Source organism: Marinobacter sp. (assembly GCF_040882185.1).
Taxonomy (GTDB): domain Bacteria; phylum Pseudomonadota; class Gammaproteobacteria; order Pseudomonadales; family Oleiphilaceae; genus Marinobacter.
Map to the genome: position 1 here is coordinate 72,716 of NZ_JBBEBW010000003.1, position 24,606 is coordinate 97,321.

Here is a 24,606-nt window from a genome sequence, read left to right on the forward strand (position 1 = left end):
ACGGTATGGGGACTGTAAAACCAGCCCTCACTCCGTTCCGGGCTCGTCATTCCGAACACGCATAAAACTGGCGAATCGGGGCAGACCCGTGGCCGTTAAGCCATAGAATTTATAGGTGACAACGGCACTAATTGGAGGTGGCGCTGCCCGCTCGGCGTCGCTGAAACCGGTGCCGATCTTGAAATGGCGGCCATTCGTCAGTTTAACCACCAGCGCACCCATCATTCCTTCATATTTCCCCCCGCCCTCGGTATACCCGACAACCACCGCTTCCGCATCCTGGTAGCGTTTTACCTTAAGCACATCCGAGGATCGGCCAGCCCGATACAGACTTTCACCATGGTGCAGCATCAGGCCTTCCGCTCCAGCATGCGTTACCTTGTCCAATCGTGTCATGAGCTCGGTGTGAGAGACAGCCAACCGCTGCTCGACCATCGACAGAAAGGGTGAATTTAACGACCCCAATAGTGTACGCATCTGCTTCACGCGTCCGGAGAATGGCTGACTGCTTGCCGGCAAATCAAACACCATATAGCGGATCTTCCGCCACTCTTCATCAACCGGCACCTGCTTGCGCACAGCACCGGAGAGCTCAGCAAACCTGCCCCGGCCCATCCAAAGTTCACCATCCATGGCCAAAGCAGGAAACCCTTCAGTGAACCACTCGGGCGCGTTATAAATATTCCCTTGCTTGGAGTGAAACCGCTTTCCGTCCCAGTAAGCCCGGACCCCATCAAGCTTTTCGCTGACCCAGTAGTGTTTGAGTTCAATGCCTTGCTCATACACTTCAGCCAGAGGTAGCTTCGGGGGAGCAGAGTGCACGCCAAAGGAAATCGTCAAGACAAGGAATGATAACAAACGAAAAAGCAGGTGCAGCGCGGTCCAAGGTGAGAAGTAATACATCGCAGTTCCTTTGCGAGTTTGATTTTAAGATGAAGACCCAACAGCGATCAGCTCGACCTCATCCTCTTAATAAACAACAGATAAATTATAACCGCCAACGCTGTCATGATGCACCACGCGTATGACCAGACGCCTAGCCCGGACATATACAGGGCATTGATCAAAACTCCACCGGCGAACACAGCAAGCAAAAATACCAGATAGGCCGACATAAGCTGCAAAAGACTGCCTGCAACCACCCAGCTAAGTGACATTGCCAGATTTCCTTTTGGTCCAGCGAAACACGGCTATGCTTGGATAAACATAAAATACTGAGGAGGTCTTGTCATGCCCCATTCCGGACAGTGCCTATGCGGCGCCATTCGCTACCAGGTTACCGGCACCCCACAAACGGTGGCGCTATGTCACTGCCGTGACTGCCAACGCAGCGCTGGCGCACCAATGGTGACCTGGGCCATGTACCCGGAAGCCTCGCTGACCCTGACCCAGGGCGATCCTAAAACCATCAATTCTTCCGGCACGGCTATGCGCAGCTTCTGCGCCGATTGTGGCAGCGGGCTGTTCTATAGAAATGAGGAAATATTGCCTGGGATTGTTGATGTGCAGACGGCGACACTGGACGATCCGGAGGTGTTACCTCCAGAGATACAGATACAGACTGCAGAACGAATGAGCTGGATGCAGCATGTGCATGAGCTGCCGGAGTTTGAGCGGTTCCCGGGGTAGCCCAGTGTGCAGGAAGCTGGGAGGAATTAGCACTCTCGACGGTATCGCAGGACAACGCCTTGAAGATGATGTTGGTCTCGCAGCACCACTGCATCTCGCGGCTGGAGGTGATGTCTTTGGAATAGGCGAACAGAATAATCTTCAGCAGGATGGCCGGATCGTAGGCCAGTCGGCCGGTGTCATCATTGCGATACTTGGGATGCAAAACGGATAGATGCAGCTTGTGCTCAATCAGGTAGTGCACCGCATGTCGGAAGGTGCCGGGTGGAGCTGCCGATAGTTGATCACGACCATGGCGTCCTGATCGTAGTTGTAGTGCTTGAAACGGGACATGTCAACGGCTTCTTGTCCGTTTGCGTGATCCTACTAAACCGGAAGGGGATTTCGGGGTTTTTCTACAGCCTCGACTCTTGCAGTTGCGGCAGGTACGGAGCGCAGCGTAGTATCAGTCCGACAACCTGCACTTGTTAAAGCTAAGCTTGCGACGTGTAACCGCTTGCCCAATGAGCACCATAAAATTCAAAAAGCCAAAGGGAATGTCTTGGGTCTTCCGGGGCAATTGCATATTTATAGACAACTTGGTTCTCCCCTATGACCTGTTCTTCGAACAGGGGTAACTTTGGCACGATTTCCTCCGGAACGCCTCGCAACCATTGAACTTTCAGCTCGCAATCGGAGGGTAGTGGACTGCCTGAGTGATGGAAGTAGAGCCCCCTGATCGTTCTTCCAATCACTTCCGTATGTGCATTTGAATCCCAAAGCACTCCTAAGCGGGACTCTAGTTCACCCTGTTTATTCCGAATGGGAACACGCCTCGATTCTTTGTGTATTCGCTGCAGCAGATTTTGATTTCGTCGCAAAGTTCGGACGGTTTTCTCAGTAAAAAGCTGTCTAGCAATCTCATTATTTCCAGCCGTGTGCATGCTGAGATAGACCTTAAAGAGGTCATCGAGATCGGATGCCGAGTTATTGCACTCAAAACAAGCGGGCACGGTAATCAAAGCGGGCCAAGGCTTTGGAAAGATAGCTTTGGGAGGAACGTGGTCGCGAGTAGAGGCTTGGTTCACACCACACAGCGCACAAAGCTCCCCGACTACCACTCCCTGATTATCCATTTTTCGGTATAAGGGAGCCAAATGCCTTCTTCTTTGAACCTTGGCCATCCGCTTCTTGCGAAACTTTTCTTCTCGAACTATCTGAGCCAGTTTAGCCCGCATTTGCTCCCCCTTTAACGCCCGCAGCATACGCGGCTTTGGAATGGAGGCGAAGCCGCAATGGAAAAGACCTCGCCGTGCCTGCGATTGTTAAATTCCACCTCGAGCCCCTCCACCTGTCGCGCCGGACCCTTGAACATATGCAAGGTCCAGCTCAACTTCATGACGTATTGGCGGCGACTTATATATCTCATCTTCTAGTTGCGACTGCGCGTAGTCACCTGGATTCATAGAATAAGTACTGCACTTATCCTATGAATCCAGGGGCAGAGCGAAGCGGCGACAAGGCTGCCCGGTGGAGGGCCCAGGCCCGGAACGAACTGCAACACTTGGTTAGGCTCTACCTGAAGGTCTCTCCAGTTGCTGCATTGACATAGACACGATTACTCTTCGTCATGCCCCCACAGTATGTAAAATATACCGGCTTTGGCTTGTAACTAGTTGAGCTCCACCAGCCACCCATCTCTTTGAAGTCGCCAAGCTTGCAAGTGCCCGACTTGATTAATTGTTCTGATGCCGCAACGAAGACGCCTCGATATTTTGAGAAATCATCCGATGACTTAATAGCTACCGCTATAGGAGAGTTCTGATTTGGCGCTTCGGCTGGCCGTTCGGTGGAGAGATATTTTCCGAACACCCAACGAGCAACATCTCCTGATAACGCCTCAACCGAGCCATCGTAGTAACGCGAAATTCTCGCCCAGCCATCTTTAACTTCGAACACCGTTACCTTCTGTCGTTGAGAAAGAGAGTTCGTGGCCTTTCCTGATGCATCCGGTGCCAAGCGCACATTTAGCCTGTCCGCTGTGACGTAATAATCTCCAGCAGATTCTACTTCTGCCTGCGCAAATGGGGCTGCAATAATAGAAATGAGGACAGCGATTATAAGGTTCCTCATTATTTTTTCTCCTTAAAGCCTAACGCCAAAAGTCGGCCGCGCGAGGCACGAGCGTTGGCTGCACGGAATGGTTAAATTCTCAACACTGCTTCAGTGCCAAATTGATCATGTCACCCACACTCACTTTAGCCCCCGGAATATCAGGGTTATCTTTCCAAATCGGATCTATAGGTGCATATCCTCGGCTACGAGCATATCCATTCAATTGATAGGACTGTCCCTCAGCCTTAAAGACCGCCGCCTCACCATCAAAGCAGTCAACAACTCCACTGTCGACGGTAAACGGCCATGATCCGTCAAACTCACCTTTTGAGACTTCAAGGCCAGAGTCGCCAGATTTTCCACAACCTGACAAAGTAAACAAAGCCACAATAACTATCGTGGTACGGATGCTCATTCCTTTCTCCATGAATTTAACGCCAGCCAGCATGCGCGGCTACGGAATGGAGGCGAAGCCGCAATGCAGTAGGCGTCGCGTGCGTGGCCTTGTTAGGCATCATATTGATCCATGCGCAGGTTTTTCTCGAGAGTTTTTCTTACATCGAAAATACCGAAAACCAGGGTTCGTTTTGGTAATTTAAAGGCTTTCCGAAGATCCGCAGCTAAGTCCAATGCCTTTAAACCGACCTTTGTCGATTGGGCTACTGCAGTCTCGCGCACGGCACAAATGTCTGCGGTAACATCCCATTGAAACGCAGCAACTTGATCAGCTTGACGAATTTCTTGAGGGAATATCATTAGCCTGTCTGCGACCTTGGCTTTTTTTGGCCTCAAGAACCCTGCAGGAATAGACAGGTTTGGTAACTCTGGGACACTACCCATAAATGCGCCCGCGTGACCCCCCGATTGCTCTGCTAGATCATTGTCGGAAATCCGGTCAGCACAGTCGATTGCATAGCCTTCAAGGCTTATAGCCGCAGTTAATGCATCAAAACGAGCATTGTGATTATCTTTACGAGTTTCCCACCATGCGTTTATGGCTGCGCCCGCTACAGTCGCAACCAATGCACTTGTAATTACTGTAGAGAAGAATTGGTCCATTATTCTCTTGCCTAACGGTTGTATATGAGTCCCCATGACCACTTTGCACGGAACTCATATCTGTATTAAAAATAAACATAAAGCTAGACATAAAACCTAATAAGGTCAATAAGTTCATTAGCCCATCACATGCTTTGACACCTATTAAACCGATCGCGGCGGCCACTATCTCCATTTTTTATTACCGATACAACCAATTGATCTAAATAGATAAAAACTCAATTTTCGTGCTCATTGAAAAATCACGATCGCTTTGGCCATTTTTACAGTGGGGGATCTTTACAGGCTTTTTTTGTTGCTGCGCAGATAGACGGCAAACGGAAAAGTCCCCCTGTACAGATCACATTCCAAGCTGCAGCCCTGTTAGGTTGAGACATTCGCTCATGTAGCTCATCCAGAATTACACGTTAGCTGATACCTATCTCGCCCAGGCCGATTCGTTGTTGAAGAAAAACCGCACGACACAGGCTCAACCTCTACTCAAGCGAGCGACCACCCTGATGCGCCATGGCAGAAACCCGTAACAGCCCCAAGCGTAGTAACGCGCGGGGCTGTCCTCGAATTGATTGAGTGCTCTTTGATTTGGCGCAACAGTAACCGATATTTCATGCTATTAGTCCAATCGGCCAATGACGACTTCCCGCAGTGGATATATAATCCGCGAATATTCGTATCTGACTAACGGAATTCACTAACAACTAACAGGAAGCGTGCCATGAGTGACCTCAAGACCCGATTCGACGAAGCCGTTAATTACATCCAGTCCGCCGAAGGCGACTTCAAACCGTCCAATGACCTGAAACTGGAATTTTATGGCCTTTATAAACAGGCCACCGTTGGCGATGTTAGCGGTAAGCGACCTGGGATGATGGATTTTGTAGGTCGCGCGAAGTACGACGCCTGGGAGAACGTGAAAGGCATGTCGAGCGAAGAGGCGATGCAGAAATACATCGACCGACTGAACGAAATGAAAGCACGCTGAGCCAAAGCGCCCGCCAACCCACTGAAATGATGAACCGGAATTTGCCAGCAGTAAAGAAAACGGCATCTGTTGCGCCCGCATTCAACAGACTGTCATAAGCTGCATGCAGAATGGCGGCTCTCCGCCAAAAGGACGATCGATTATGCACACTACCGAAGCGCTGGAACAAAGCCGGCCTGGCCTGCTAAGGCAGGTAACCGAAGCCATGCAGAAGCACCGCCTTACTATGCGGACCGAGCAAACTTACCTGCACTGGATTACCCGGTTTGTATTGTTTAACGGGCTAAAGAGCCCGGAAGCACTGGGGCAGGATGACCAGCAGTTGTTCCTGACTTACCTGAGCGACCGGATATGGGTTTCCCGGGCCCGGCTGAATCAGGCTCGCCAGGCGTTAACGTTCTTCTATGAGGATGTGCTTAACAAACAGAGCGAAGCCAGCCTTGCCGCCAGCTGATACCGTGAGCAGGTCTGTTTAGGCTAGCCAACCCTGTCATGTGTTCCCGGGGTGCTGTTCAGTGGCTTGAATAGGGTCGTAATGGATATCGGTTATCTCCCACCTCACTATTCCGTCTGGCGTGCGCACCGTCACTTCGTCGTCGCACCGTTTGCCTAACAGAGCTCGTGCCAGCGGAGCGTCAACACTCAGGTAACCCTTACTCAAATCGAATTCGTCAGGCCCCACAAGGCGATAGCGCTGTTCCTCACCGGCTTCATTCTCGACGGTTACCCAGGCACCAAAATAAACCCGTCCGGTGTCATCGGGCGTGCGAGTCACCACGGTCAGTTCGTCAAGTCGCTTGGTCAGAAACCGGATGCGTCGATCAATCTCTCGTAGCTGTTTTTTGCCATAAATGTATTCTGCATTTTCAGATCGGTCTCCTTGTGCGGCGGCTTCCCTCACGGATTGAGTCACCTCTGGTCGCTTTTCTTTCCAGAGGTAAGTCAGCTCTTTACGCAACGCCTGCTCGCCATCCGGTGTGATGTAACGGGCACGTCCTCTCGGGATCTGGGGTGCATCAACCATGGTTTGGTTACCGTTCTTTGGTGGTAAGGTAAAAAGCGGGCATAAAAAAACCCCGCAAATTGCGGGGTAAGGCTAGCGCTGTGCTGGAGGGTTAAGCAAGTTTCTTCAGATGAGCAACCACGGGTGGCTGTAAACTTCAGGCACTTACTTATATACCTTCATCTTGTATTATCCACGGAGCGAATTACTGACAAGTGGCTGCGTGATTACCGTTAGTACAGACATGATAAGCAAACCACTGGTGCTCGCGGTTTAGGTTGCCCATTCTAGAATTTAGCGATAACGTAATTAAAATTTGCCACTTAAATCATCCTGATCGCGCCAAGGTACTGACCATGAACACTAAAATACTGTTGAACACCGCATTGAATGGGCTGGACAGGCTCGGCTATACCCTTGACCAGTACGGCATTACCGGCAAGGTAAACCGCCACAATCTCGCGGCCTTTGTAATGGCTGAGCAGAAACATCTGGAAGGGGAATGGGACAGTTTGCAAGTGCGCTTTGAGCGCCGAAAGTCGAGCGTCGAGGCTCTGATTCACTCCGTGGAAGGCAGAGCGGAGCGCCTTTTGGCCCCATTCCTCAAGCGCGGAAAATCCGCCTAACGAGGGGTACTTTCTGCTGGTGAGGCCTCTTTGTTATCCTCACTGGCATCCGCTGCCGTCTTGGTAGCAGCAGCTTTTATGCGCTTGTTGTCGGGACGGTAGCCCGGCATACGAATCTGTATTGTCAGCCCCGGTCTCTCAGCGCCGGGGTGACTGTCAGTTAGCGCAATCTGGCCCTTGTGAATTTCGGCAACCGCGCTCACCAAGCTTAATCCCAAACCGTTACCGGGCAATGAGCGGCTTTTACCCACTCGGTAAAACCGTTGGAACACCTGATCTTTCTCTTCATCCGGTATTCCGATACCACTGTCGCTGACTTCAAATATCGCTTCACTGCCGTCCATTCTTACAGCGACAGAGATTCCACCCTCCTCCGGCGTGTATTTGATAGCGTTGTCGATCAGGTTGCTGACCATCTGGAACAACAGATCACGGTCGCCTTCAATCATCACCTGGTCATCCACATCGTGGCGGAACTTCTGCTGTTTATCCTCCGCCACTGCCTCGTAGAGTTCACAGGCATCATTCACCAACAGCCCCAACGAAACCTGCTTCATGTCAGCGGCGCTTCCTCGGGTCTCAAGACGGGCAATTCGAAGTAACGCGTTAAAGGTTGCGAGCAGTTGATCTGCCTCTGCCACTGCGCGACCGGCCTGTTCTCTGGCCTCATCGTTATCGACCGACATCAGCGTATTTTCAAGCTGGTTCCGCAGTCGGGTAAGGGGGGTGCGAAGGTCGTGGGCAATGCTGTCCGACACATGACGAATACCTTCCATCAGGTAAACGATCCGGTCGAGCATCTGGTTCAGATTTTCTGCCAACTGATCAAAATCATCGTCCGTCCCACGGGTGGGAATTCGCAGCGACAAATGGCCGCCCATAATCTTGCGGGAGGTGTTGTTGATTACTTCAATGCGGCGGGTGGTGCTGCGGCTCATCATGTAGCCACCGAGCAGCGCCAGAGCGAGCGTGATGCCCATACCCCAGTTGATAGCGGTTTCGATCAGCTGTTTAAGCGTTGCAAGATCGTCTACATCACGGCCCACGAGGAGGCGCAAGCCACCCTGCACCTCAAAAATCCTGGCGCGGGCAATTCGCTTCGGGCCAACCCAACCGACGCTTTCATCCAGTGTGAAATTTATCCAGCCGCTCTGGGACTGAGCCTCTTTCGGCCAGGTCGCGATATTGCCCGCCAGCTTGAGGTAGTCATCGGTTGTGAACAGGTAGATGGATTTTGCATTGGGATCACGGGCGACACGCTCTCTGATCACGGTGATCAGACCGTTAATGCCCCGACCGCGATATTGTTCGGCAAGACCCGCAATCTCCGCCTCAATGGTTTCGTCTGTCTGGGCGGTCATAAAACCAGCTGTACGCCAATAAATGAACGCCAACAGCAGGAAGACTGATGTCGCGAACACCACCATGTACAGCAGAGCAAGCTGAAAGGATGACGTTTTTAACTGGCTAAGCAGTTTCACGCAACATGTACCCAGCGCCCCGGATAGTTTGAAGTAGCGGCGTTTCGAATTCCTTGTCGATCTTTGCTCGCAGACGGCTGATGTGAACATCGATCACATTGGTCTGGGGATCAAAATGATAGTCCCATACTTTTTCCAGCAGCATGGTTCTTGTCACGACCTGCCCGGCATTCCGCATGAGATATTCGAGCAGTCGGAACTCCCGGGGCTGGACATCAATGTTATGCCCGGCACGTTTAACCGTGCGGGCAAGCAGGTCCATTTCCAGGTCCGCTACTTTGAGTACGGTTTCGGTTTCCGCCGTTTGGCGGTTGCGGCGTACCAGGGATTCAATACGCGCCAGTAACTCGGTAAACGAGAAAGGCTTGGTCAGATAGTCATCACCGCCCCCGCGCAGACCTTCCACCCGGTCATCGACATCACCCAGGGCGCTGAGGATAAGTATAGGAACCTGGTTGCCGGTGGCCCTGACAGTCTTGATTATGGCCAGACCGTCCATACCAGGCAGCATACGGTCAACAATCATGATGTCGTACTCTTCACTGGCAGCCATCATCAGGCCGTCTTTGCCATCGGCCGCGTGATCCACCACAAAATCGGACTCTTTCAGCCCCTTGATGAGATAGGTTGCAACATCCTGATCGTCTTCTATTACCAGTGCTTTCACCGGTGAGCCTCCCGATTAACCAGTTGTTCGAGGTGATATTCTCTGACCAGAGTAAGGTGAACTTCGCCTGCGGGCCAGTTACGATCTTGTAAGAGGGTGTCGCCAATGGCGACGGTCACTATAACCGCACACCGTTGATAGGCTCAAGTTCCAGTAATAATGCACTGTGATCGGCGTCGCTGTGCCCGTTGGCCGGTAACGCCAAATACTCATTGAAAAGCGACATGGGAAGTTTCTGTTGCCTGGCTGGGAACCTCCGTCGCGGGCAGGAACAAAAACGCCACCAGCGTAGAACACCCAGTGGCGTTTTCGGTGACTGCGATCACCCTTACAATGGTCTGGACGCCGTTGCTCAGGCCACTTCCACCATCTGGTTCTTGATCTTCTTCATGGCGTTCTTTTCAAGCTGACGGATACGCTCGGCAGACACACCATACTTGTCAGCCAGATCATGAAGGGTAGATTTGCTGTCTGTCAGCCAGCGCTCGCGCAGGATGTCCTGGCTACGTTCGTCAAGATTATCCAGCGCTGTCATCAGGCGGCCGTTGGAATCTTCCGTCCAGTCGGATTGCTCAAGCTGAGTCGCCGGATCACCGCGATGGTCCTGCAGGTAATGGGCAGGGGCCTGATAAGCACTATCATCATCGTCATCCATCGGGCCATCAAAGGCGGTGTCATGGGATGCCAACCGGCCTTCCATTTCACGTACTACCCGTGGCTCAACACCAAGATCTGCAGCGACCGCATTGAGTTCATCGTGACTCAACCAGGCCAGGCGCTTCTTCTGGCTGCGCAGATTGAAAAACAGCTTACGCTGGGCCTTAGTCGTGGCGACTTTTACAATGCGCCAGTTACGCAGGATAAACTCGTGAATTTCTGCCTTGATCCAATGCACCGCGAAAGATACCAGACGCACACCGTACTCCGGATTAAACCGTTTGACTGCTTTCATCAGGCCGACGTTGCCTTCCTGAATCAAGTCAGCCTGCGCCAGCCCATAGCCGGAATAACTGCGCGCAATATGGATGACAAAGCGGAGGTGGGACAAGACAAGATGCCTGGCTGCCTCTACGTCACCTTCATAATGAAGCCGCTCAGCAAGGCTGCGCTCCTCATCTGCGGTGAGAACAGGTATATGGCTCGCAGCCTGAATGTAGGCTTCAAGATTCGCGCCTGGAACCAGTCGATCAGCTAACTGTAAGCTCGTATTCATGTCTTTCTCCCGTGCATGGAGGCCAGATAATATATCAACTAAATCTTTGACCGCCAAGACCCTGCAAAATTCCGAAGCCGAAAATTAAACCTTTTAAATCAGCTACCTGATTAAATTCACTGGTAAACGTTATGTTTCTTTAACCTAAGCTTTTTGACACCTGCAACACAATACGGTGTTTCCACAACAAGCGATCAACCGGGCTCTATCGCGTCCAGGTGCCGTTTTACCGCCAGCCAGGCACCAAGCCAGCCAAACAGTACAGCAGCAGCGATCAACGCCACTGTGCCCTCAAACGACAGGCCGCTTAGTGCAAAATTGCTACGGTACAACCCCGCCAGCCGTTCAACCGGTTCGCTGAGAAACCAAAGTGTCAGTTGCAATAAAACGAATGCAACCACGCCCCCGCCAAACCCGAACCATAACCCGGTATAGAGAAAGGGCCGGCGGACAAACGCATCGGTACCGCCCACCAGCTTCGCCACCAGGATCTCCTCCCGTCGGCTCTCAATAGCCAACCGGATGGTGTTACCGATGACCAGAATCACCGCAACGGCAAGCAACGCGCCCAATGCCCAGACACCGCGCCCGAGCACTTCAGTGATGGCAGCCAGTCGTTGGAGCCAGCCCAGGTCAACCTGCACTTGCGCCACGCCGCCGGTCTGCTCCAGGGCGTCCACCAATGCCGTCATCCCCGCTTCCGTACGGGAGCCCTCTGCAGGCGTTGCCAGCAAGGTGTGGGGCAAAGGGTTTTCATCCAGGTAATCCAGCGCGTCTTTCAGCCCAGATGACACGCGAAACTCTTCCAGGGCGGCCGATTTATCAATCAACTCCACCTCGGACACATCACCGCGGGCACCTATATCGACACGCAGCCGACCAGCATCCTCCAAAGACAGGTGATCCTCAAGGTAAACCGTCACCCGGGCTGCACTTTCCCAGCCAGCGCTGACGCCCTGCAGACTGGTCAGCAATAATAACAGCCCTACCGGCAGGGCTAGCGCCACACCCATCACCGTCCAGGTCATCAGGCTTGCCACCGGCGTTCGCCAGAGCCTCCGGGCGCTGTCTTTCGCCACTTTGCGATGATGCGAGAAATAACTGTCCAGCAACTCTCTCATCGGGGTCTTCGATCGCTTGGCGCCCCGGGCTGCTGCTGGTCCTGCACGCCCGCTGCCAGATTTTGGCGGTTTCGTTTTCGGTGCTGGCGCTGGTCTGTTAGCCACGAAGCACCTCTCGCTGGTCTTCTGCGGCGGGCAAATCTCCGCCGCGTATCAACCGGCCACCGTCGAGTACGAGTGTGCGACGGTTCATGTCATTGATCAGGGCGATGTCGTGGCTGGCAATCAGCACTGTGACCCCGACCTGACTGAACTGCTGGAACAACTGCATAATGTCCGCCGACAGGGCCGGGTCCAGGTTACCGGTGGGCTCATCTGCCAGCAGCACCGGAGGTTTGTTGACCACAGCGCGTGCAATACCCACTCGTTGCTGCTCCCCACCAGACAACTGCATCGGGTTCATTCGTTCTTTGGTAAGCAGCCCGACTTTATCCAGGGCCGCCCTGACCCGTCGACCGATATCCCGGGACGGGGTTCCCATGACTTCCAGGGGCATGGCGACGTTGTCAAACACCGTGCGATCAAACAGCAAATGGTGATTCTGGAAGACCACACCGACATGACGACGAATGTAGGGTACCTGGCGGCGGGGCATCTTGTTGAGCAGCTGACCGCCCACGATGACATGGCCGGCGCTTGGACGTTCCATCAGCATGATCAGTTTCAGCAGGGTACTTTTACCGGCACCGGAGTGACCGGTCAGAAACGCCATTTCACCGCGGCCCAGGCTGAAATTAATCTGCCGGAGTGCAGTGTGGTCATCATCATAGCGTTTGCTGACCTGCTGAAACTCGATCATGAAGCCCGACTACTCATCAAACAGTGCGTTTACAAAGGTTTCAGCATCAAATGAACGGAGATCATCCACCTGTTCGCCCACACCAATATAGCGGATAGGTAACTGCAACTGGCGTGCAATGGCGAATACGATACCACCTTTCGCGGTGCCATCGAGTTTGGTCAGTGTGATACCGCTCACGCCTACCGCCTGCTGAAACACCTGGGCCTGACTCAGGGCGTTCTGGCCGGTGCCGGCGTCCAGCACCAGCATGACTTCGTGGGGCGCGTTCTCGTCCAGCTTTTTCATCACCCGGACAACTTTCTGCAACTCGCTCATCAGGTTGTCTTTGTTCTGCAAGCGCCCGGCGGTATCGGCGATCACCACGTCAATATTGCGGGCAGCCGCCGACTGCACGGCGTCAAAGATGACCGATGCACTATCTGCGCCGGTATGCTGCGCGATCACAGGCACTTTGTTGCGATCACCCCAAACCTGCAGCTGCTCCACTGCCGCCGCCCGGAACGTATCGCCAGCCGCCAGCATCACCGACTTGCCATCCGCCTGAAAGTGCTTGGCGAGCTTGCCGATCGTAGTGGTCTTGCCAACACCATTAACGCCCACCATCAGAATGACATAGGGCTTTTTCTCGGTGGTCAGGTCCAATGGCTGCGATGAGTTCGCCAGCAAGCTTCGCAACTCTTCCTTCAGTGCCTGCCTCAGGGCGTCACCATCCTTAAGCTGTTTGCGCTCCAGCTTTGCCGTAAGGGATTCGATAATCTCCGACGTAGCAGTCACACCAACATCGGCCATCAGCAGGGTGGTCTCGATCTCTTCAAGCAGGTCTTCATCAACCGTTTTGCCGCCGGACAGCAGATCCGACAGGCCGGATGTCAGATTTGCCCGGGTCTTGCCAAGGCCGCTACGAATACGCTGGAACACACTGGCGGCGGGTTCTGGTTCCGGCTCAGGCACCGGTTCAGGCGGTGGAACCGGCGCCGTTGGTTTTTCGACCAACTCGGGCTCGGCCTCAACAGGCGGCGCCGGTGCCTCCTCGACCGCATCCTCTGGCGGAGCCTTCTGTACAGGTACCGCTTCCTCATCCTTTGGCTCGTCGACCGGTGCTGATTCGAGCTTACGCTGGGGTACCGGGGCCGGGCGTGGCACTCGCTTGCGGTTGCTGGCGATATCCAGAACAAACATCAGTGCCAGCAGCACCAATACGCCAATTGTGATCCATTCTGCCATCATGATTACTTACTCGGTAAAAAGAGAGCGGTCATTCTAGCGACCTGGGGTGGCACCGTCCAAACCTGTGCCTTATGGTACGCAGTGTTTTCCGCTACCATCCACACATTGAGCCATCAGAACGAAGCCGGAGCCTGCATCCCATGGGCCGTAAGAAAACCGCGCCACAACGCCCCGGCCAATGGCCCTCAGCCGGTGAACTTCGCATTATCGGCGGTGATTGGCGCAGCAGGAAGCTAGCCTTCCCGGATGCTGGCGGCGTGCGTCCCACGCCAGCGCGCACCCGGGAAACCCTGTTTAACTGGCTGAATTTCCATCTGGCAGGCAGCCACTGCCTGGACCTGTTCGCGGGCAGCGGTGCGCTAGGGCTTGAAGCTCTGTCTCGGGGCGCCGCCGACGTCACGCTGGTGGATCATACTCCTGCGCTGATCAAAGCTCTCAAAGATAATCTGCAAGTACTGAAATCCACCAGGGGTCAGGTGGTATGCCAGTCCGCAGACCAGTTTCTTTCCCAGCCTGCCAGCCATGCGTTTGATATCATCTTCATGGACCCCCCGTTTCGGGAAGGCTGGCTGGAAAAGCTGTTCCCGGTGATCGCAAAAAACGGCTGGGTGCGACCTGGAGGCTGGATTTACGTCGAGCACGAAAGCGAGGTTACTACCCCCACTGTGCCAGCCTCGTGGCAGCTGCATCGCCAGAAAATCGCAGGCCAGGTGGCCTATAATCTGTTCCGCGTGAACGACAAGCCCGCAGACGCCTGAGCCGTGGCGAAAAAAAACCCACCGAAGTGGGGTTTTTATGGGCCTGAATCAGGCCGGTCGAAGCGAGTAGGATTTCAGGTGCGTAGCGAAATCCTCAAGGTAGCGAATGCCACTGGCTTCCGCGTCTTTACACCAATCCATCAACGCCTGCAGCTTTTCCTGCGGCTTCACACCGCGACGACGCCAGATCGCCTGCAACTCATGACTCTTGTCATAGATCTGCCGCAATACCGGGTTGTTTTCCAGTACCGAATCAAGATGCTGGCGGTCGGTCTCGGGGATCAGGGTAACTTCCCTGGACAACAGTTTGCGAAGCTTGCGATAACGGGGTTTGATCTCATCTTCCATCAAACTCCGTTGCTGCAGTAGAACCGGCTCCATCACCCGCTTGCGATACTGGCGCATGATATCGAACCGATTGTTGGCGATGGCCTGGACGGTTTCGACATCCAACGCCTGTTTACCCGGCACCGAGTGGGCAATCGGGCGATAACCTTTCGGTTTTGCCATGCCAAACAGCTGGAACATGCGGATATAACCCCAGCCAATATCCACCTCATACCAGCGACGGGACAGTTTGGACGAGTTCGGATAGGTATGGTGATTGTTATGCAGTTCTTCGCCGCCGATGAAAATTGCCCAGGGCACGATGTTGCGGGCATTATCGGCGCATTCAAAGTTACGGTAACCGAAATAGTGACCGATGCCATTGATCACACCGGCAGCCCAGACCGGAATCCACATCATCTGCACCGCCCAGATCCAGATGCCGTGAACGCCAAACAGCGCCAGATTGATGATCGCCAGCAACACAATACCGAGGTTGTTGTGTTTGGTGTAAACGTTGCGCTCGATCCAGTCCTGCGGGGTGCGCTGGCCGTAGCGCTCAAGCGTCTCTGGCGTAGCAGCCTCGGCGTAAAGTTCAGCACCTTCGAAAACCACCTTACGGATGCCTTTGACCATCGGGCTATGGGGATCATTCTCGGTTTCACAGGTCGCGTGGTGCTTCCGGTGAATCGCGGTCCACTCTTTGGTGATGATGCTGGTGGTAAACCAGAGCCAGAACCGGAAAAAATGCGACAGCACCGGATGCAGATCCAGCGAGTTGTGGGCGGAATGCCGATGAAGATAGAGCGTTACACTGATGATGGTGACGTGAGTCATACCAAGGGCTACAAGCACCAACTGTAACACCGAAAGGTCCAGAAGACCGTTATACCACATAGACAATACCCTCAGATTCAACAATCCGGCCAACGTGACCTGCGCAGTTTATTCTTGCCACTCTAACACTTTAATCTTGTCACTCTAGCGTACAGTTGTTAGCTAAAACAACAGCGTTTCCAAGGTATTTGGTTACGATTTATACTAACCTTCGGGCGCAATTGACAACGAACCTCCATACGCGACAATCAACCTCTTCATAAACAGCCTCCGGAGCGCCTGACTTGCCCGAATTACCCGAAGTTGAGACCACCCGACGAGGTATCGCGCCCTTTTGCGAAGGCCTCCCGATTGCCAGTGTAAACGTGCGTAATGGCCGCCTGCGCTGGCCGGTGCCCGCTGATTTGGCTGAACAGATTACCGGCCACACGGTACTGGCGGTAGAACGGCGAGCCAAGTACCTGCTGATGCGCTTTGAACACGGCACCCTTATAGGGCACCTGGGAATGTCCGGCAGTTTGCGGGTTATCACCGATCAAAGCCTGCCTTTGCTGCACGACCACCTGGAAATCGAAATGATTACCGGTGTGCGTCTAAGATACAACGACCCGCGCCGTTTCGGCTGCTGGCTCTGGACCACCACTCCGGACACCCACAAGTTACTGGTGGCCCTCGGTCCTGAGCCACTGGCCGACAATTTCGACGGGCACTATCTCTATCGAGCGTCCCGAGGCAAAAAAACACCTATCAAGCACTTCATCATGGATAACCATGTCGTGGTTGGCGTGGGAAACATCTACGCCAATGAAGCCCTCTATAAAGCAGGTATTCATCCCCGCCGGGCCGCCGGACGCACCAGCCGTGACCGCTATCTGATGCTCGCCAACAGCATTCGGGAGACTCTCAGCGCCGCCATACTCATGGGGGGCACCACCCTGCGAGACTTCGTCAACAGCGATGGCAAGCCCGGCTATTTTGCCCAGTCCCTGCTGGTTTATGGACGCGACGGACAACCCTGCGGGCAATGCGGCGAAAGCCTCCGGGAAATTCGCATGAGCCAGCGCTCAACGGTCTATTGCGCCCGCTGCCAACGATAGTTTTTGGGTATTCAAAGCTTCATCATTCCCCGCCACGACCAAAGCAGCGCCAAGGTTATGACCAGTTTCCCCCTGCATTGAGTCAAAATTTCGTTTGAAAAGTCGCAAATATGATTCATAGTTAACAAAGTGTCCGCATTGATCCGCTACACTGTTACCTATGTTTTAGTTAAGTTTAATACCACGCGGCAGATCCGGCGGCGAAAACAATCAGGAGAAATCAGCTATGCCCGCAAAGCTTTCACGAATCCTTATGACAACCGTGGCGGTGTGCCTGATGGCTTTCGCTTCCCTTGGCCACGCCCAGGCTGTGGATGAATCCCCCTCCGCACTGGCCATGACCGGTGATGCCCTGCTCGTCCGGCCAGCCCTGCTAGTCACTACCATTCTGGGTAGCGCTGTTTATCTGGTATCCCTGCCATTCTCACTGCTGGGCGGCAACGCTGAAGAAGCTGGCGAAGTACTGGTGGTGGGTCCGGCCAAGGCAACCTTTGTACGCTGCCTGGGTTGTACCCAAAGTGGACGCAAACAGGAAGCCGTCGCTCAAAACGACATGTAAACAGGTCATTTTGTAGCGCTGTTCCTTATTGCACGGAACAGTGAAATGCGGCAGCCTGAAAATGTCATTCATTCAGGCTGTTTTGCATTATGGTCAACTGGTCATCCCTCGATACAGTGTTCCTTGATATGGACGGAACCCTGCTCGATCTTCACTACGACACCCATTTCTGGCTTGAACATCTGCCACGTCGCTATGCGGAATTCAACAATCTGACACCTGAGCAGGCGCGAAACCTGATCATTCCTATGATTCAGGCCGAACGTGGCTCCCTGAACTGGTATTGCACCGATTACTGGAGCAACCGGCTGTCGGTGAACATCAGCGAGCTGAAAGGCGAGGTGCGGGACAAAATTGCCTACCGCCCCCATGTTAAGCCATTCCTGGAAGCTTTACGCAATGCCGGACTGCGCTCGGTGATCGTTACCAACTGTCACCCGGACCCGCTTGCCCTGAAACTCCACATAACCGGCCTCGATCAACTGGTGGACGATGTTATCTCCAGCCATGATCTGGGCAAGCCCAAGGAAGCGCCGGAATTCTGGGCTGACCTGCGCCGACTTCAACCCCATGAGCCAGCCAAGACCCTGATGGTTGATGACAGCTTTCCGGTACTCGAAAGTGCCGTCACGGCTGGCATCGGGCAATGCCTTGCCATTCTGGCGCCGGATAGCCAGATCGCGCCACACGGGCCCCACCCCAGCATTCCCTCGATTCATCACTTTGACGAGGTGACGCCCCAGCTTTTAAAACGCTCCATGCCATCAGGTGCGTGAACTGGCTATACTAGACCGTATAGGCACAGCAAGCGGGGAGACATGACCTCAACAGCAGAACGCGACAACAAGGTACGACTCGACAAATGGCTTTGGGCCGCGCGGTTCTTCAAAACCCGCAGCCTCGCTAAAGACGCCATTGAAGGCGGCAAGGTGCATTACAACGACCAGCGCTGCAAACCCGGCAGAGCGGTGGAGCCCGGCGCCAGGCTCAAACTTCGCCAGGGTTTTCAGGAACGCACGGTGATTGTGGACGATGTCAGTGACCGCCGCCGCGGCGCGCCCGAAGCCCAGATGCTCTACCACGAGACAGACGACAGCGTGAAACACCGGGAAGACCTGGCCTGGCAACGTAAAACCATGCAGGCGGCGCAACTGCCCCCGGCCAGACGGCCATCCAAGAAAGACCGGCGTAACATACAGCGCTTCAAAGACCAGAACGGCATTTGACGCACGCGCGTCAGAGCCAGAGAAATTTTTGCCTGAGCCGCTTTTCAATCGGCTGGGCAGACATCAGGAGATTCACTTAATGGCGTCCCAGGACGAGTTCCAGCGATTTATCTTTGAGCACAGCCAGGTTCGCGGGGCATGGGTGCAACTGTCCGACAGCTACACCGGTATTACCCAGCAGGCTGACTACCCGGCCCGGGTGAAAGCCCTGCTCGGCCAGACTCTGGCGGCCAGCGTGCTCATGAGCAGCAGCCTGAAATTCGAAGGTACGCTTTCCCTGCAGGCAAAAGGCGACGGCCCGGTGCGTCTGTTTATGGCCGAATGCAGCCATGACCGCTTCATCCGCGGGTTGGCACAATTTGAAGAAGGCGCCGCTACCAGCGACTCCCTGCACGAACTACTCGGCAAAGGCCAGATGGCGATCACCATCACCCCGGACCAGGGTCAGCGTTATCAGGGCGTGGTCCCCCGGGAGCACGACTCTCTGGCAGAATGTCTGGAAGACTACTTCGCCCGCTCTGAACAGATCGCCACCAGCCTGATTCTGTTTTCAGACGACACCCGCAGCGCTGGCCTGATGCTCCAACGGCTGCCCGGTGGCACCGAACCGGACGACGACCTGTGGCAGCGGGTTAACCACCTGGCCAGCACCGTCAAACCGGAGGAATTGCTGGAACTGGACAGCGAGACCATCCTCCATCGGCTGTTCCATGAGGAAGAAGTGCGGGTATTCGCCGCCGATCCAGTGGCTTTTCGCTGCAGTTGTTCGGAAGAACGCACCCACTCAGCCCTCAAGGCCATTGGTCAGGAAGAGTGCTACAGCATCCTCGACGAGCGCGGCGATATCGAGATGGACTGCCAGTTTTGCCATGCCCAGTACCGCTTTGACCGGAATGATATTGATCGACTGTTTCTTGGCCATTCATTACATTAATTATAATGATAGCTATATCTTCCATCCGAAAGCCCGATTGGGTGGATTGGACATTCGTTTTTTTGAGGTGTGTCTGGCATAATTGGCCGCCTGAGAAGACTCAATTGATCAGTTTTCCGCCAGCTTTTATGCAACGGGTGCCAGGGTAGGTAACCTGGCATTTGGCGGCTGATACAATTTCCGAAGATACCCTTGGCGAGGTCGAAGTGAGCATCACCTATAATGATCTGAGCACAGCACACTTGGTTGAGCTGGCAATTGAACGCAAAGAAGGCCAACTGGCTGCAAATGGCTCACTGGTCGTCAAGACCGGAAAGCGCACCGGCCGCTCCCCCATGGACCGATACATCGTCGAGGAACCAAGCACCGCCGACGATATCCAGTGGGGACCTATCAACCGTCCCTTTGATGCTGAGAAGTTCGATGCGCTCTGGGATCGGGTGGAAGCCTACCTTGCCGAGCAGACTCATTTTGTTTCCCAGGTACACGTGGGGTCTGACCCCGAACACTACCTGCCGGTGAAAATGACCACCGAAACTGCCTGGCAGAACCTGTTCGGTCGCAACCTGTTTATTCGCCCTGACTCCTTCAACCCGACGGACAAGCAGGAGTGGCAGATTCTTAACGCTGCCAACTTCGAATGCGTACCCGAGCGTGACGGCACCAACAGCGACGGTTGTGTCATCATCAACTTTGCCCGTCGCAAGGTACTGCTGGCCGGTATGCACTACGCTGGCGAAATGAAAAAAGCCATGTTCTCGGTGCAGAACTTCCTGCTACCCGAAAAAGACGTCCTGCCAATGCACTGCTCCGCCAACGTTGGCGACGACGGCGAGACCTGTCTGTTCTTCGGCCTCTCCGGCACTGGCAAAACCACCCTGTCCGCCGACCCGGGCCGCTTCCTGATCGGCGATGATGAACACGGCTGGGGCCCCGGCACCGTATTCAATATCGAAGGCGGCTGCTACGCCAAGTGCATCGACCTGAGCCAGAAGAACGAGCCCATCATCTGGGACGCGATTCGCTTTGGTGCCATCGTTGAAAACGTCACAATCGATCCGGAAACCCGCAAGCCGGACTACACCGACGTTTCCCTGACCGAAAACTCCCGCTGCGCCTACCCGCTTGAGCACGTTGAAAAACGCGTGCCAGAAAACCGCGCAGGTGAGCCGTCACACATCGTCTTCCTGACCTGCGACATGACCGGCGTACTGCCGCCCGTGTCCGTACTCAGCAAAGAAGCCGCGGCCTACCACTTCCTGAGTGGCTACACCGCGCTGGTTGGCTCCACGGAAATGGGCTCTTCGTCCAAACTGAAAGCTACCTTCTCCACCTGCTTCGGCGCACCCTTCTTCCCGCGCGCTGCCGGCGTATACGCCGAGCTCCTGATGAAGCGCATGGATGAGTTCGGCAGCCGGGTATTCCTGGTCAACACCGGCTGGACCGGCGGCCCCCACGGTAAAGGTGAGCGATTCAGCATCCCCACCACCCGCGGCATCATCAGCGCCATCCAGAACGGCGACCTGGATGATACCGAAACCGAACATCTGCCGACCCTGAATCTGGACGTACCCACCAACGTCCCCGAGGTCGATAACAAGCTACTGAACCCGCGCAACACCTGGGCCAGCGCCGATGAGTACGACGCCAAAGCCAAAGAGCTGATCAGCCAGTTTGTTGAGAACTTCAAGAAGTTTGATGTTTCTGATGCGATCGTAGCGGCTGGCCCCAAGTTGTAAGTCTGCCCGCTTCACGGAAAGCGCCGTGCTGTAACAGCACGGCGCAGAAATGAGTCCAGGATGACCTATTCGATTGCAGTGATTGGTAGCGGCATGGCTGGGCTGGCGGCAGCCTACCGGGCGCGTCGCGCTGGCCACAAAGTCACGGTGTTCGAGGCCCGCGATAGTCATGGCATGGATGCCCACGCCCTCACGATGGATGGCGGCCTGGTGGACGTGCCTTTGCGCGTGATGAGCCCCGACGCCTGGCCCAGCGTGCTTCAACTCGCCAAAGAGGTAGGCGTAGGCATCTTTAAAGTACGCGTCCACGCCTCCTGCAGCTGGATAAATCGTGACACCTGGTTTCGCAGCGGAGAGGTGCCCGTCCTGGGCTGGCCTTTTATCGGTTCCTGGCGCTACCTGGATACCCGCGCACTGCGCCTGGGGCAAGGCATATTGCAATTGCGGCGCCTGACTCGCTCGCTTGAACGCAAAAACAACAATGTCACTCTGGGCGAAGCCTTGGAACATCACGATTTTGACCCGCTGTTTTGGCGGGGGCTGGTGCTGCCAATGCTCACCACCATCTGCACCTGCGAGGAAGAACACCTGCTGAACTGGCCAGCCGCGCAACTGCTCTCGTTGCTACACGGCATTCTCCATGGATCCGAACTCTACCGCCTCAAAGGTGGCACCTCGGCGCTGGTCGAGGGGCTGGCCGAATATCTGCCGTTGCATTCCGGCAGCCCTGTTGCGCAGGTCGAAGAAGTTAACGACGGGATGAAGGTCTACAACACGCGGGGCGAAGGCGGTGTGTTCGACCGGGTAATTGTCGCCACCCAGGCCAATCAACTGAGCTTTCTGGACAACGCGCAATTTGGCGACGAGCGGGAAATGCTGGAGAACATCGGTTTCGCCGCAGGCGAACTCTGGGTCCATCAGGACACCCGTTTCATGCCCGAGAAAAAGCAGGACTGGACCGCGCTGAATTTCCAGATGAACGAAGCCTTGGAAAAACCCACGTTCACGGTCTGGGTCAATGAGGTGGAACCCACTCTCAAGGGCAAACCACCGGTTTTCCAGACCTGGAACCCGCTATTCGAACCGGACCCTGACACCGTGCTCGCCCGGGTACCGCTGCAGCGCGCCGTCGTCCACACCGGCACCGCCCGAGTCCATGAAGCCCTCGACCAATGGCATCGCCAGCCCGGTCGCAAAGTTTTCTTCTGCGGCTCCTGGGCCTACGAAGGCGTGCCACTGCTGGAATCTGCCGTGCGTTCGGCCAATGCAGCGGTGGAGGCGATTAATCAGCCCCTGTCCGGCACGGCAACAGGGACCTGAAGTGGAAAACGTTCAGACACTGATTAGCATCGCAAGAATCGGAGTGTCGCTTTTTTCAGATGTCTCTACATTGAGTGCATTCGGCAACCAGAAGGAAGAATGCACATGAAAGCCGTTAATAGCTCAATGGGGCTGACGGAATGGTCACTGCTTATAGCGTTGTCGGTTCTCTGGGGTGGATCATTCTTTTTCGTCGAGGTTGCGGTTGACGCCTTTGGCCCCTTCACCATCGTAGCACTGCGCGTCGGCCTGGCGGCGATTGCCCTCAACCTGGCTGTTGTCGCCATAGGATTACGCATGCCGAGGGACCGGCATTTGTGGACCGCATTCCTTGGCATGGGTTTTCTCAACAACATGATCCCCTTCAGCCTGATTGTCTGGGGGCAGACGTATATCACCAGCGGTTTTGCTTCAATCCTCAACGCCTCAACCCCCTTTTTTACCGTAATTGCAGCGCACTACCTGACGAGCGATGAAAAAATGACCAGAGGACGTCTCGCAGGGGTCATACTCGGCGTCGCAGGCGTGGTATCCATGATTGGCGCGGAAGCCCTGCAAGGCTTCTTCACCAACACGCTGGCTCAACTTGCTATTCTCGGCGCTGCGATCTCCTACGCTTTCGGGGGAATTTTCGGCCGCCGCTTCCGAACCCTTGGTTGCTCACCTTTGGTCACCGCGACCGGCCAAGTGACAGCCTCAACAGTCGTGCTGGTGCCTCTGGCTCTTGTGGTAGAACGGCCCTGGACCCTGCCTTTGCCAGCCGTGGAAGTTTGGGGGGCCATTCTCGGACTTGCCTTGTTTTCAACTGCGCTCGCCTACATCCTTTACTTTCGCATTCTTGCCACAACAGGTGCGACCAACCTGTTACTCGTAACCTTTCTTATCCCGATCAGCGCAGTTCTACTTGGCACCACCATTCTTGGTGAACAGCTCGAGCCCAAACATTTTGTCGGCATCGGTGTTATCGGGCTTGGGCTTGCTGCGATCGACGGACGGCCATTTGGTACCTTGCGACGCAAGTTGTCCTCTAACTGAAGCCAGATACCGCCCACCCTCAACGAACCATTAGATGACGGCGAGGGATGTGATCAGGAGCTGACGGCTCTGGAAAGAGCCCAGGGCTTCTCCACTCTGGATATCCCGATCCTGTACATGCTTGGCGAGTCATCTCCGGAATCGGCGCACGCAGTAGGTCGGGTGCTTATTCCCTTTTTACACCGTGTTAAAGTCGTTGAATTTCCAAATCTCGGGCACATGGCCCCCATCACCCACCCGGCTCTCATCAATGCGGAGATCGCAAAGTTCCTCGACTCCGTCTGACTGGTCGGTTAACAGCAGTTACAAAGGCAGACCAGTTTAAGCAGGCGTAAGAGGCAGAGTTCGCATAACCTCTGGTTATTACTTTCTCGTTACAAATCATAACCGACGGGGCATTATCCCCAAGATACCAGGCAATTTGTGAGACCCGTACCTCAAAGCGACACCGACAAACGGCTAACACGGCCGCCCAAACATTGACAGCTCACCCTCAGACGCTATACCAGTACGGGAGCAGACCACTTGGGACCCTGCGAACTTCAAAGGAGTTACTGATGCGTAAACCAGAACTTGCCAGTGCGATTGCTGACGAAACCGGCCTGAGCCGCGATAAAGCCAGTGAAGTTATCACCGCCTTTACGGACCAAGTGTCCGCTGCCGCTGCCCGCGGTGACGATATCACTTTGATCGGATTTGGCACCTTCAACATCCGGAAGCGGGAAGCCCGTAGCGGTCGCAACCCCCAGACCGGAGCGCCGATCCAGATCGCTGCCAGCCGTACCGTCGGCTTCAAGGCAGGTAAAGCTCTGAAAGACGCCGTCAAGTAACGGCTGACCATGCCCATGCTGCACCGCTCTTGCAGTACCT

At 54.7% G+C, this 24,606-nt stretch carries 27 protein-coding genes and 1 pseudogene; 14 read left to right on the forward strand and 14 right to left on the reverse strand.

Annotated features, from left to right (window positions below):
* Positions 1 to 27: 27 nt before the first annotated feature.
* A complete protein-coding gene (locus tag WEB64_RS03955; protein WP_368061657.1) occupies positions 28 to 903 on the reverse strand; it encodes a DNA ligase in 876 nt (291 codons plus the stop codon).
* 327 nt (positions 904 to 1,230) lie between these two features.
* On the opposite strand from WEB64_RS03955, the gene WEB64_RS03960 reads away from it, so the two are divergent.
* The gene (locus WEB64_RS03960) at positions 1,231 to 1,629 is read left to right on the forward strand and encodes a GFA family protein (protein ID WP_368061656.1); all 399 of its coding nucleotides are present in this window, start codon (positions 1,231 to 1,233) and stop codon (positions 1,627 to 1,629) included.
* Between the two features lie 37 nt (positions 1,630 to 1,666).
* Here WEB64_RS03960 and WEB64_RS03965 read toward each other — a convergent pair.
* From WEB64_RS03965 to WEB64_RS03985, 5 genes and pseudogenes are all read right to left on the reverse strand, one after another.
* Positions 1,667 to 1,962: pseudogene (locus WEB64_RS03965) on the reverse strand (transposase); the annotation flags it as partial.
* Positions 1,963 to 2,102: 140 nt separating this feature from the next.
* Positions 2,103 to 2,846, reverse strand: a complete 744-nt coding sequence (locus WEB64_RS03970; protein ID WP_368061655.1) for a hypothetical protein — start codon at positions 2,844 to 2,846, stop codon at positions 2,103 to 2,105.
* 337 nt (positions 2,847 to 3,183) lie between these two features.
* Positions 3,184 to 3,741, reverse strand: a complete 558-nt coding sequence (locus WEB64_RS03975) for an SH3 domain-containing protein (RefSeq protein WP_368061654.1) — start codon at positions 3,739 to 3,741, stop codon at positions 3,184 to 3,186.
* Positions 3,742 to 3,820: 79 nt separating this feature from the next.
* The gene (locus WEB64_RS03980; protein ID WP_368061653.1) at positions 3,821 to 4,138 is read right to left on the reverse strand and encodes a DUF2511 domain-containing protein; all 318 of its coding nucleotides are present in this window, start codon (positions 4,136 to 4,138) and stop codon (positions 3,821 to 3,823) included.
* 92 nt (positions 4,139 to 4,230) lie between these two features.
* The gene (locus WEB64_RS03985) at positions 4,231 to 4,782 is read right to left on the reverse strand and encodes a hypothetical protein (protein ID WP_368061652.1); all 552 of its coding nucleotides are present in this window, start codon (positions 4,780 to 4,782) and stop codon (positions 4,231 to 4,233) included.
* 715 nt (positions 4,783 to 5,497) lie between these two features.
* On the opposite strand from WEB64_RS03985, the gene WEB64_RS03990 reads away from it, so the two are divergent.
* Both WEB64_RS03990 and WEB64_RS03995 read left to right on the forward strand, forming a co-directional pair.
* The gene (locus WEB64_RS03990) at positions 5,498 to 5,764 is read left to right on the forward strand and encodes an acyl-CoA-binding protein (protein ID WP_368061651.1); all 267 of its coding nucleotides are present in this window, start codon (positions 5,498 to 5,500) and stop codon (positions 5,762 to 5,764) included.
* Positions 5,765 to 5,906: 142 nt separating this feature from the next.
* Positions 5,907 to 6,218: a site-specific integrase gene (locus WEB64_RS03995; RefSeq protein ID WP_368061650.1), complete on the forward strand. Its 312-nt coding sequence runs from the start codon at positions 5,907 to 5,909 to the stop codon at positions 6,216 to 6,218.
* Positions 6,219 to 6,254: 36 nt separating this feature from the next.
* On the opposite strand, the gene greB is transcribed toward WEB64_RS03995, so the two are convergent.
* Positions 6,255 to 6,788 (reverse strand): transcription elongation factor GreB, encoded by a 534-nt coding sequence (gene greB, locus WEB64_RS04000; protein ID WP_368061649.1) that lies wholly within the window; start codon positions 6,786 to 6,788, stop codon positions 6,255 to 6,257.
* A gap of 335 nt (positions 6,789 to 7,123) precedes the next feature.
* Here greB and WEB64_RS04005 point away from each other — a divergent pair, with 335 nt between their 5' ends.
* Positions 7,124 to 7,393, forward strand: a complete 270-nt coding sequence (locus tag WEB64_RS04005; protein ID WP_368061648.1) for a hypothetical protein — start codon at positions 7,124 to 7,126, stop codon at positions 7,391 to 7,393.
* On the opposite strand, the gene WEB64_RS04010 is transcribed toward WEB64_RS04005, so the two are convergent.
* From WEB64_RS04010 to ftsY, 6 genes are all read right to left on the reverse strand, one after another.
* Entirely contained in the window at positions 7,390 to 8,874 is a 1,485-nt protein-coding gene (locus WEB64_RS04010) for a sensor histidine kinase (RefSeq protein ID WP_368061647.1), read from the reverse strand. The genes WEB64_RS04005 and WEB64_RS04010 overlap by 4 nt on opposite strands.
* Entirely contained in the window at positions 8,861 to 9,541 is a 681-nt protein-coding gene (locus WEB64_RS04015; protein ID WP_368061646.1) for a winged helix-turn-helix domain-containing protein, read from the reverse strand. Before WEB64_RS04015 ends, WEB64_RS04010 begins: the two co-directional genes overlap by 14 nt.
* Positions 9,542 to 9,893: 352 nt before the next feature.
* On the reverse strand, positions 9,894 to 10,754 hold the full coding sequence (gene rpoH / locus WEB64_RS04020) for an RNA polymerase sigma factor RpoH (protein WP_368061645.1): 861 nt from the start codon (positions 10,752 to 10,754) through the stop codon (positions 9,894 to 9,896).
* Positions 10,755 to 10,948: 194 nt separating this feature from the next.
* Positions 10,949 to 11,980 (reverse strand): permease-like cell division protein FtsX, encoded by a 1,032-nt coding sequence (ftsX, locus tag WEB64_RS04025; RefSeq protein ID WP_368061644.1) that lies wholly within the window; start codon positions 11,978 to 11,980, stop codon positions 10,949 to 10,951.
* Positions 11,973 to 12,674, reverse strand: a complete 702-nt coding sequence (ftsE, locus tag WEB64_RS04030) for a cell division ATP-binding protein FtsE (protein WP_368061643.1) — start codon at positions 12,672 to 12,674, stop codon at positions 11,973 to 11,975. Before ftsE ends, ftsX begins: the two co-directional genes overlap by 8 nt.
* Positions 12,675 to 12,683: 9 nt before the next feature.
* Positions 12,684 to 13,904 carry a signal recognition particle-docking protein FtsY gene (gene ftsY, locus WEB64_RS04035; RefSeq protein WP_368061642.1) on the reverse strand — a complete coding sequence of 407 codons (1,221 nt, stop codon included), beginning with the start codon at positions 13,902 to 13,904 and terminating at the stop codon, positions 12,684 to 12,686.
* 140 nt (positions 13,905 to 14,044) lie between these two features.
* Between ftsY and rsmD the strand changes: the two genes are divergently transcribed.
* Entirely contained in the window at positions 14,045 to 14,662 is a 618-nt protein-coding gene (rsmD, locus tag WEB64_RS04040; protein WP_368061641.1) for a 16S rRNA (guanine(966)-N(2))-methyltransferase RsmD, read from the forward strand.
* Between the two features lie 48 nt (positions 14,663 to 14,710).
* Here rsmD and WEB64_RS04045 read toward each other — a convergent pair whose 3' ends face one another.
* Positions 14,711 to 15,886 (reverse strand): fatty acid desaturase, encoded by a 1,176-nt coding sequence (locus WEB64_RS04045; RefSeq protein WP_368061640.1) that lies wholly within the window; start codon positions 15,884 to 15,886, stop codon positions 14,711 to 14,713.
* Positions 15,887 to 16,110: 224 nt separating this feature from the next.
* On the opposite strand from WEB64_RS04045, the gene mutM reads away from it, so the two are divergent.
* From mutM to WEB64_RS04090, 9 genes are all read left to right on the forward strand, one after another.
* Positions 16,111 to 16,923, forward strand: a complete 813-nt coding sequence (mutM, locus tag WEB64_RS04050) for a bifunctional DNA-formamidopyrimidine glycosylase/DNA-(apurinic or apyrimidinic site) lyase (RefSeq protein ID WP_368061639.1) — start codon at positions 16,111 to 16,113, stop codon at positions 16,921 to 16,923.
* A 226-nt stretch (positions 16,924 to 17,149) separates the two neighbouring features.
* On the forward strand, positions 17,150 to 17,482 hold the full coding sequence (locus WEB64_RS04055; RefSeq protein WP_368061638.1) for a hypothetical protein: 333 nt from the start codon (positions 17,150 to 17,152) through the stop codon (positions 17,480 to 17,482).
* An 89-nt stretch (positions 17,483 to 17,571) separates the two neighbouring features.
* The gene (yrfG, locus tag WEB64_RS04060; RefSeq protein WP_368061637.1) at positions 17,572 to 18,258 is read left to right on the forward strand and encodes a GMP/IMP nucleotidase; all 687 of its coding nucleotides are present in this window, start codon (positions 17,572 to 17,574) and stop codon (positions 18,256 to 18,258) included.
* A 42-nt stretch (positions 18,259 to 18,300) separates the two neighbouring features.
* The gene (gene hslR / locus WEB64_RS04065) at positions 18,301 to 18,708 is read left to right on the forward strand and encodes a ribosome-associated heat shock protein Hsp15 (protein ID WP_368061636.1); all 408 of its coding nucleotides are present in this window, start codon (positions 18,301 to 18,303) and stop codon (positions 18,706 to 18,708) included.
* Positions 18,709 to 18,787: 79 nt separating this feature from the next.
* A complete protein-coding gene (gene hslO / locus WEB64_RS04070; protein ID WP_368061635.1) occupies positions 18,788 to 19,642 on the forward strand; it encodes an Hsp33 family molecular chaperone HslO in 855 nt (284 codons plus the stop codon).
* Positions 19,643 to 19,818: 176 nt separating this feature from the next.
* A complete protein-coding gene (locus WEB64_RS04075) occupies positions 19,819 to 21,381 on the forward strand; it encodes a phosphoenolpyruvate carboxykinase (protein ID WP_368061730.1) in 1,563 nt (520 codons plus the stop codon).
* 60 nt (positions 21,382 to 21,441) lie between these two features.
* Positions 21,442 to 22,701, forward strand: coding sequence for an FAD-dependent oxidoreductase (locus WEB64_RS04080; RefSeq protein WP_368061634.1), 1,260 nt, complete (start codon positions 21,442 to 21,444; stop codon positions 22,699 to 22,701).
* A 105-nt stretch (positions 22,702 to 22,806) separates the two neighbouring features.
* Positions 22,807 to 23,736, forward strand: a complete 930-nt coding sequence (locus WEB64_RS04085; protein ID WP_368061633.1) for a DMT family transporter — start codon at positions 22,807 to 22,809, stop codon at positions 23,734 to 23,736.
* A 557-nt stretch (positions 23,737 to 24,293) separates the two neighbouring features.
* Entirely contained in the window at positions 24,294 to 24,566 is a 273-nt protein-coding gene (locus WEB64_RS04090; RefSeq protein WP_368061632.1) for an HU family DNA-binding protein, read from the forward strand.
* Positions 24,567 to 24,606: the final 40 nt, after the last annotated feature.

Bases quoted from the DNA above. Each gene is read 5' to 3' on its own strand.
- WEB64_RS03955 (WP_368061657.1), bottom strand. From the start codon at position 903: ATGTATTACTTCTCACCTTGGACCGCGCTGCACCTGCTTTTTCGTTTG.
- WEB64_RS03960 (WP_368061656.1), top strand. From the start codon at position 1,231: ATGCCCCATTCCGGACAGTGCCTATGCGGCGCCATTCGCTACCAGGTT.
- WEB64_RS03970 (WP_368061655.1), bottom strand. From the start codon at position 2,846: ATGCGGGCTAAACTGGCTCAGATAGTTCGAGAAGAAAAGTTTCGCAAG.
- WEB64_RS03975 (WP_368061654.1), bottom strand. From the start codon at position 3,741: ATGAGGAACCTTATAATCGCTGTCCTCATTTCTATTATTGCAGCCCCA.
- WEB64_RS03980 (WP_368061653.1), bottom strand. From the start codon at position 4,138: ATGAGCATCCGTACCACGATAGTTATTGTGGCTTTGTTTACTTTGTCA.
- WEB64_RS03985 (WP_368061652.1), bottom strand. From the start codon at position 4,782: ATGGACCAATTCTTCTCTACAGTAATTACAAGTGCATTGGTTGCGACT.
- WEB64_RS03990 (WP_368061651.1), top strand. From the start codon at position 5,498: ATGAGTGACCTCAAGACCCGATTCGACGAAGCCGTTAATTACATCCAG.
- WEB64_RS03995 (WP_368061650.1), top strand. From the start codon at position 5,907: ATGCACACTACCGAAGCGCTGGAACAAAGCCGGCCTGGCCTGCTAAGG.
- greB (WP_368061649.1), bottom strand. From the start codon at position 6,788: ATGGTTGATGCACCCCAGATCCCGAGAGGACGTGCCCGTTACATCACA.
- WEB64_RS04005 (WP_368061648.1), top strand. From the start codon at position 7,124: ATGAACACTAAAATACTGTTGAACACCGCATTGAATGGGCTGGACAGG.
- rpoH (WP_368061645.1), bottom strand. From the start codon at position 10,754: ATGAATACGAGCTTACAGTTAGCTGATCGACTGGTTCCAGGCGCGAAT.
- ftsE (WP_368061643.1), bottom strand. From the start codon at position 12,674: ATGATCGAGTTTCAGCAGGTCAGCAAACGCTATGATGATGACCACACT.
- ftsY (WP_368061642.1), bottom strand. From the start codon at position 13,904: ATGATGGCAGAATGGATCACAATTGGCGTATTGGTGCTGCTGGCACTG.
- rsmD (WP_368061641.1), top strand. From the start codon at position 14,045: ATGGGCCGTAAGAAAACCGCGCCACAACGCCCCGGCCAATGGCCCTCA.
- WEB64_RS04045 (WP_368061640.1), bottom strand. From the start codon at position 15,886: ATGTGGTATAACGGTCTTCTGGACCTTTCGGTGTTACAGTTGGTGCTT.
- WEB64_RS04055 (WP_368061638.1), top strand. From the start codon at position 17,150: ATGCCCGCAAAGCTTTCACGAATCCTTATGACAACCGTGGCGGTGTGC.
- yrfG (WP_368061637.1), top strand. From the start codon at position 17,572: ATGGTCAACTGGTCATCCCTCGATACAGTGTTCCTTGATATGGACGGA.
- hslR (WP_368061636.1), top strand. From the start codon at position 18,301: ATGACCTCAACAGCAGAACGCGACAACAAGGTACGACTCGACAAATGG.
- hslO (WP_368061635.1), top strand. From the start codon at position 18,788: ATGGCGTCCCAGGACGAGTTCCAGCGATTTATCTTTGAGCACAGCCAG.
- WEB64_RS04080 (WP_368061634.1), top strand. From the start codon at position 21,442: ATGACCTATTCGATTGCAGTGATTGGTAGCGGCATGGCTGGGCTGGCG.
- WEB64_RS04085 (WP_368061633.1), top strand. From the start codon at position 22,807: ATGAAAGCCGTTAATAGCTCAATGGGGCTGACGGAATGGTCACTGCTT.
- WEB64_RS04090 (WP_368061632.1), top strand. From the start codon at position 24,294: ATGCGTAAACCAGAACTTGCCAGTGCGATTGCTGACGAAACCGGCCTG.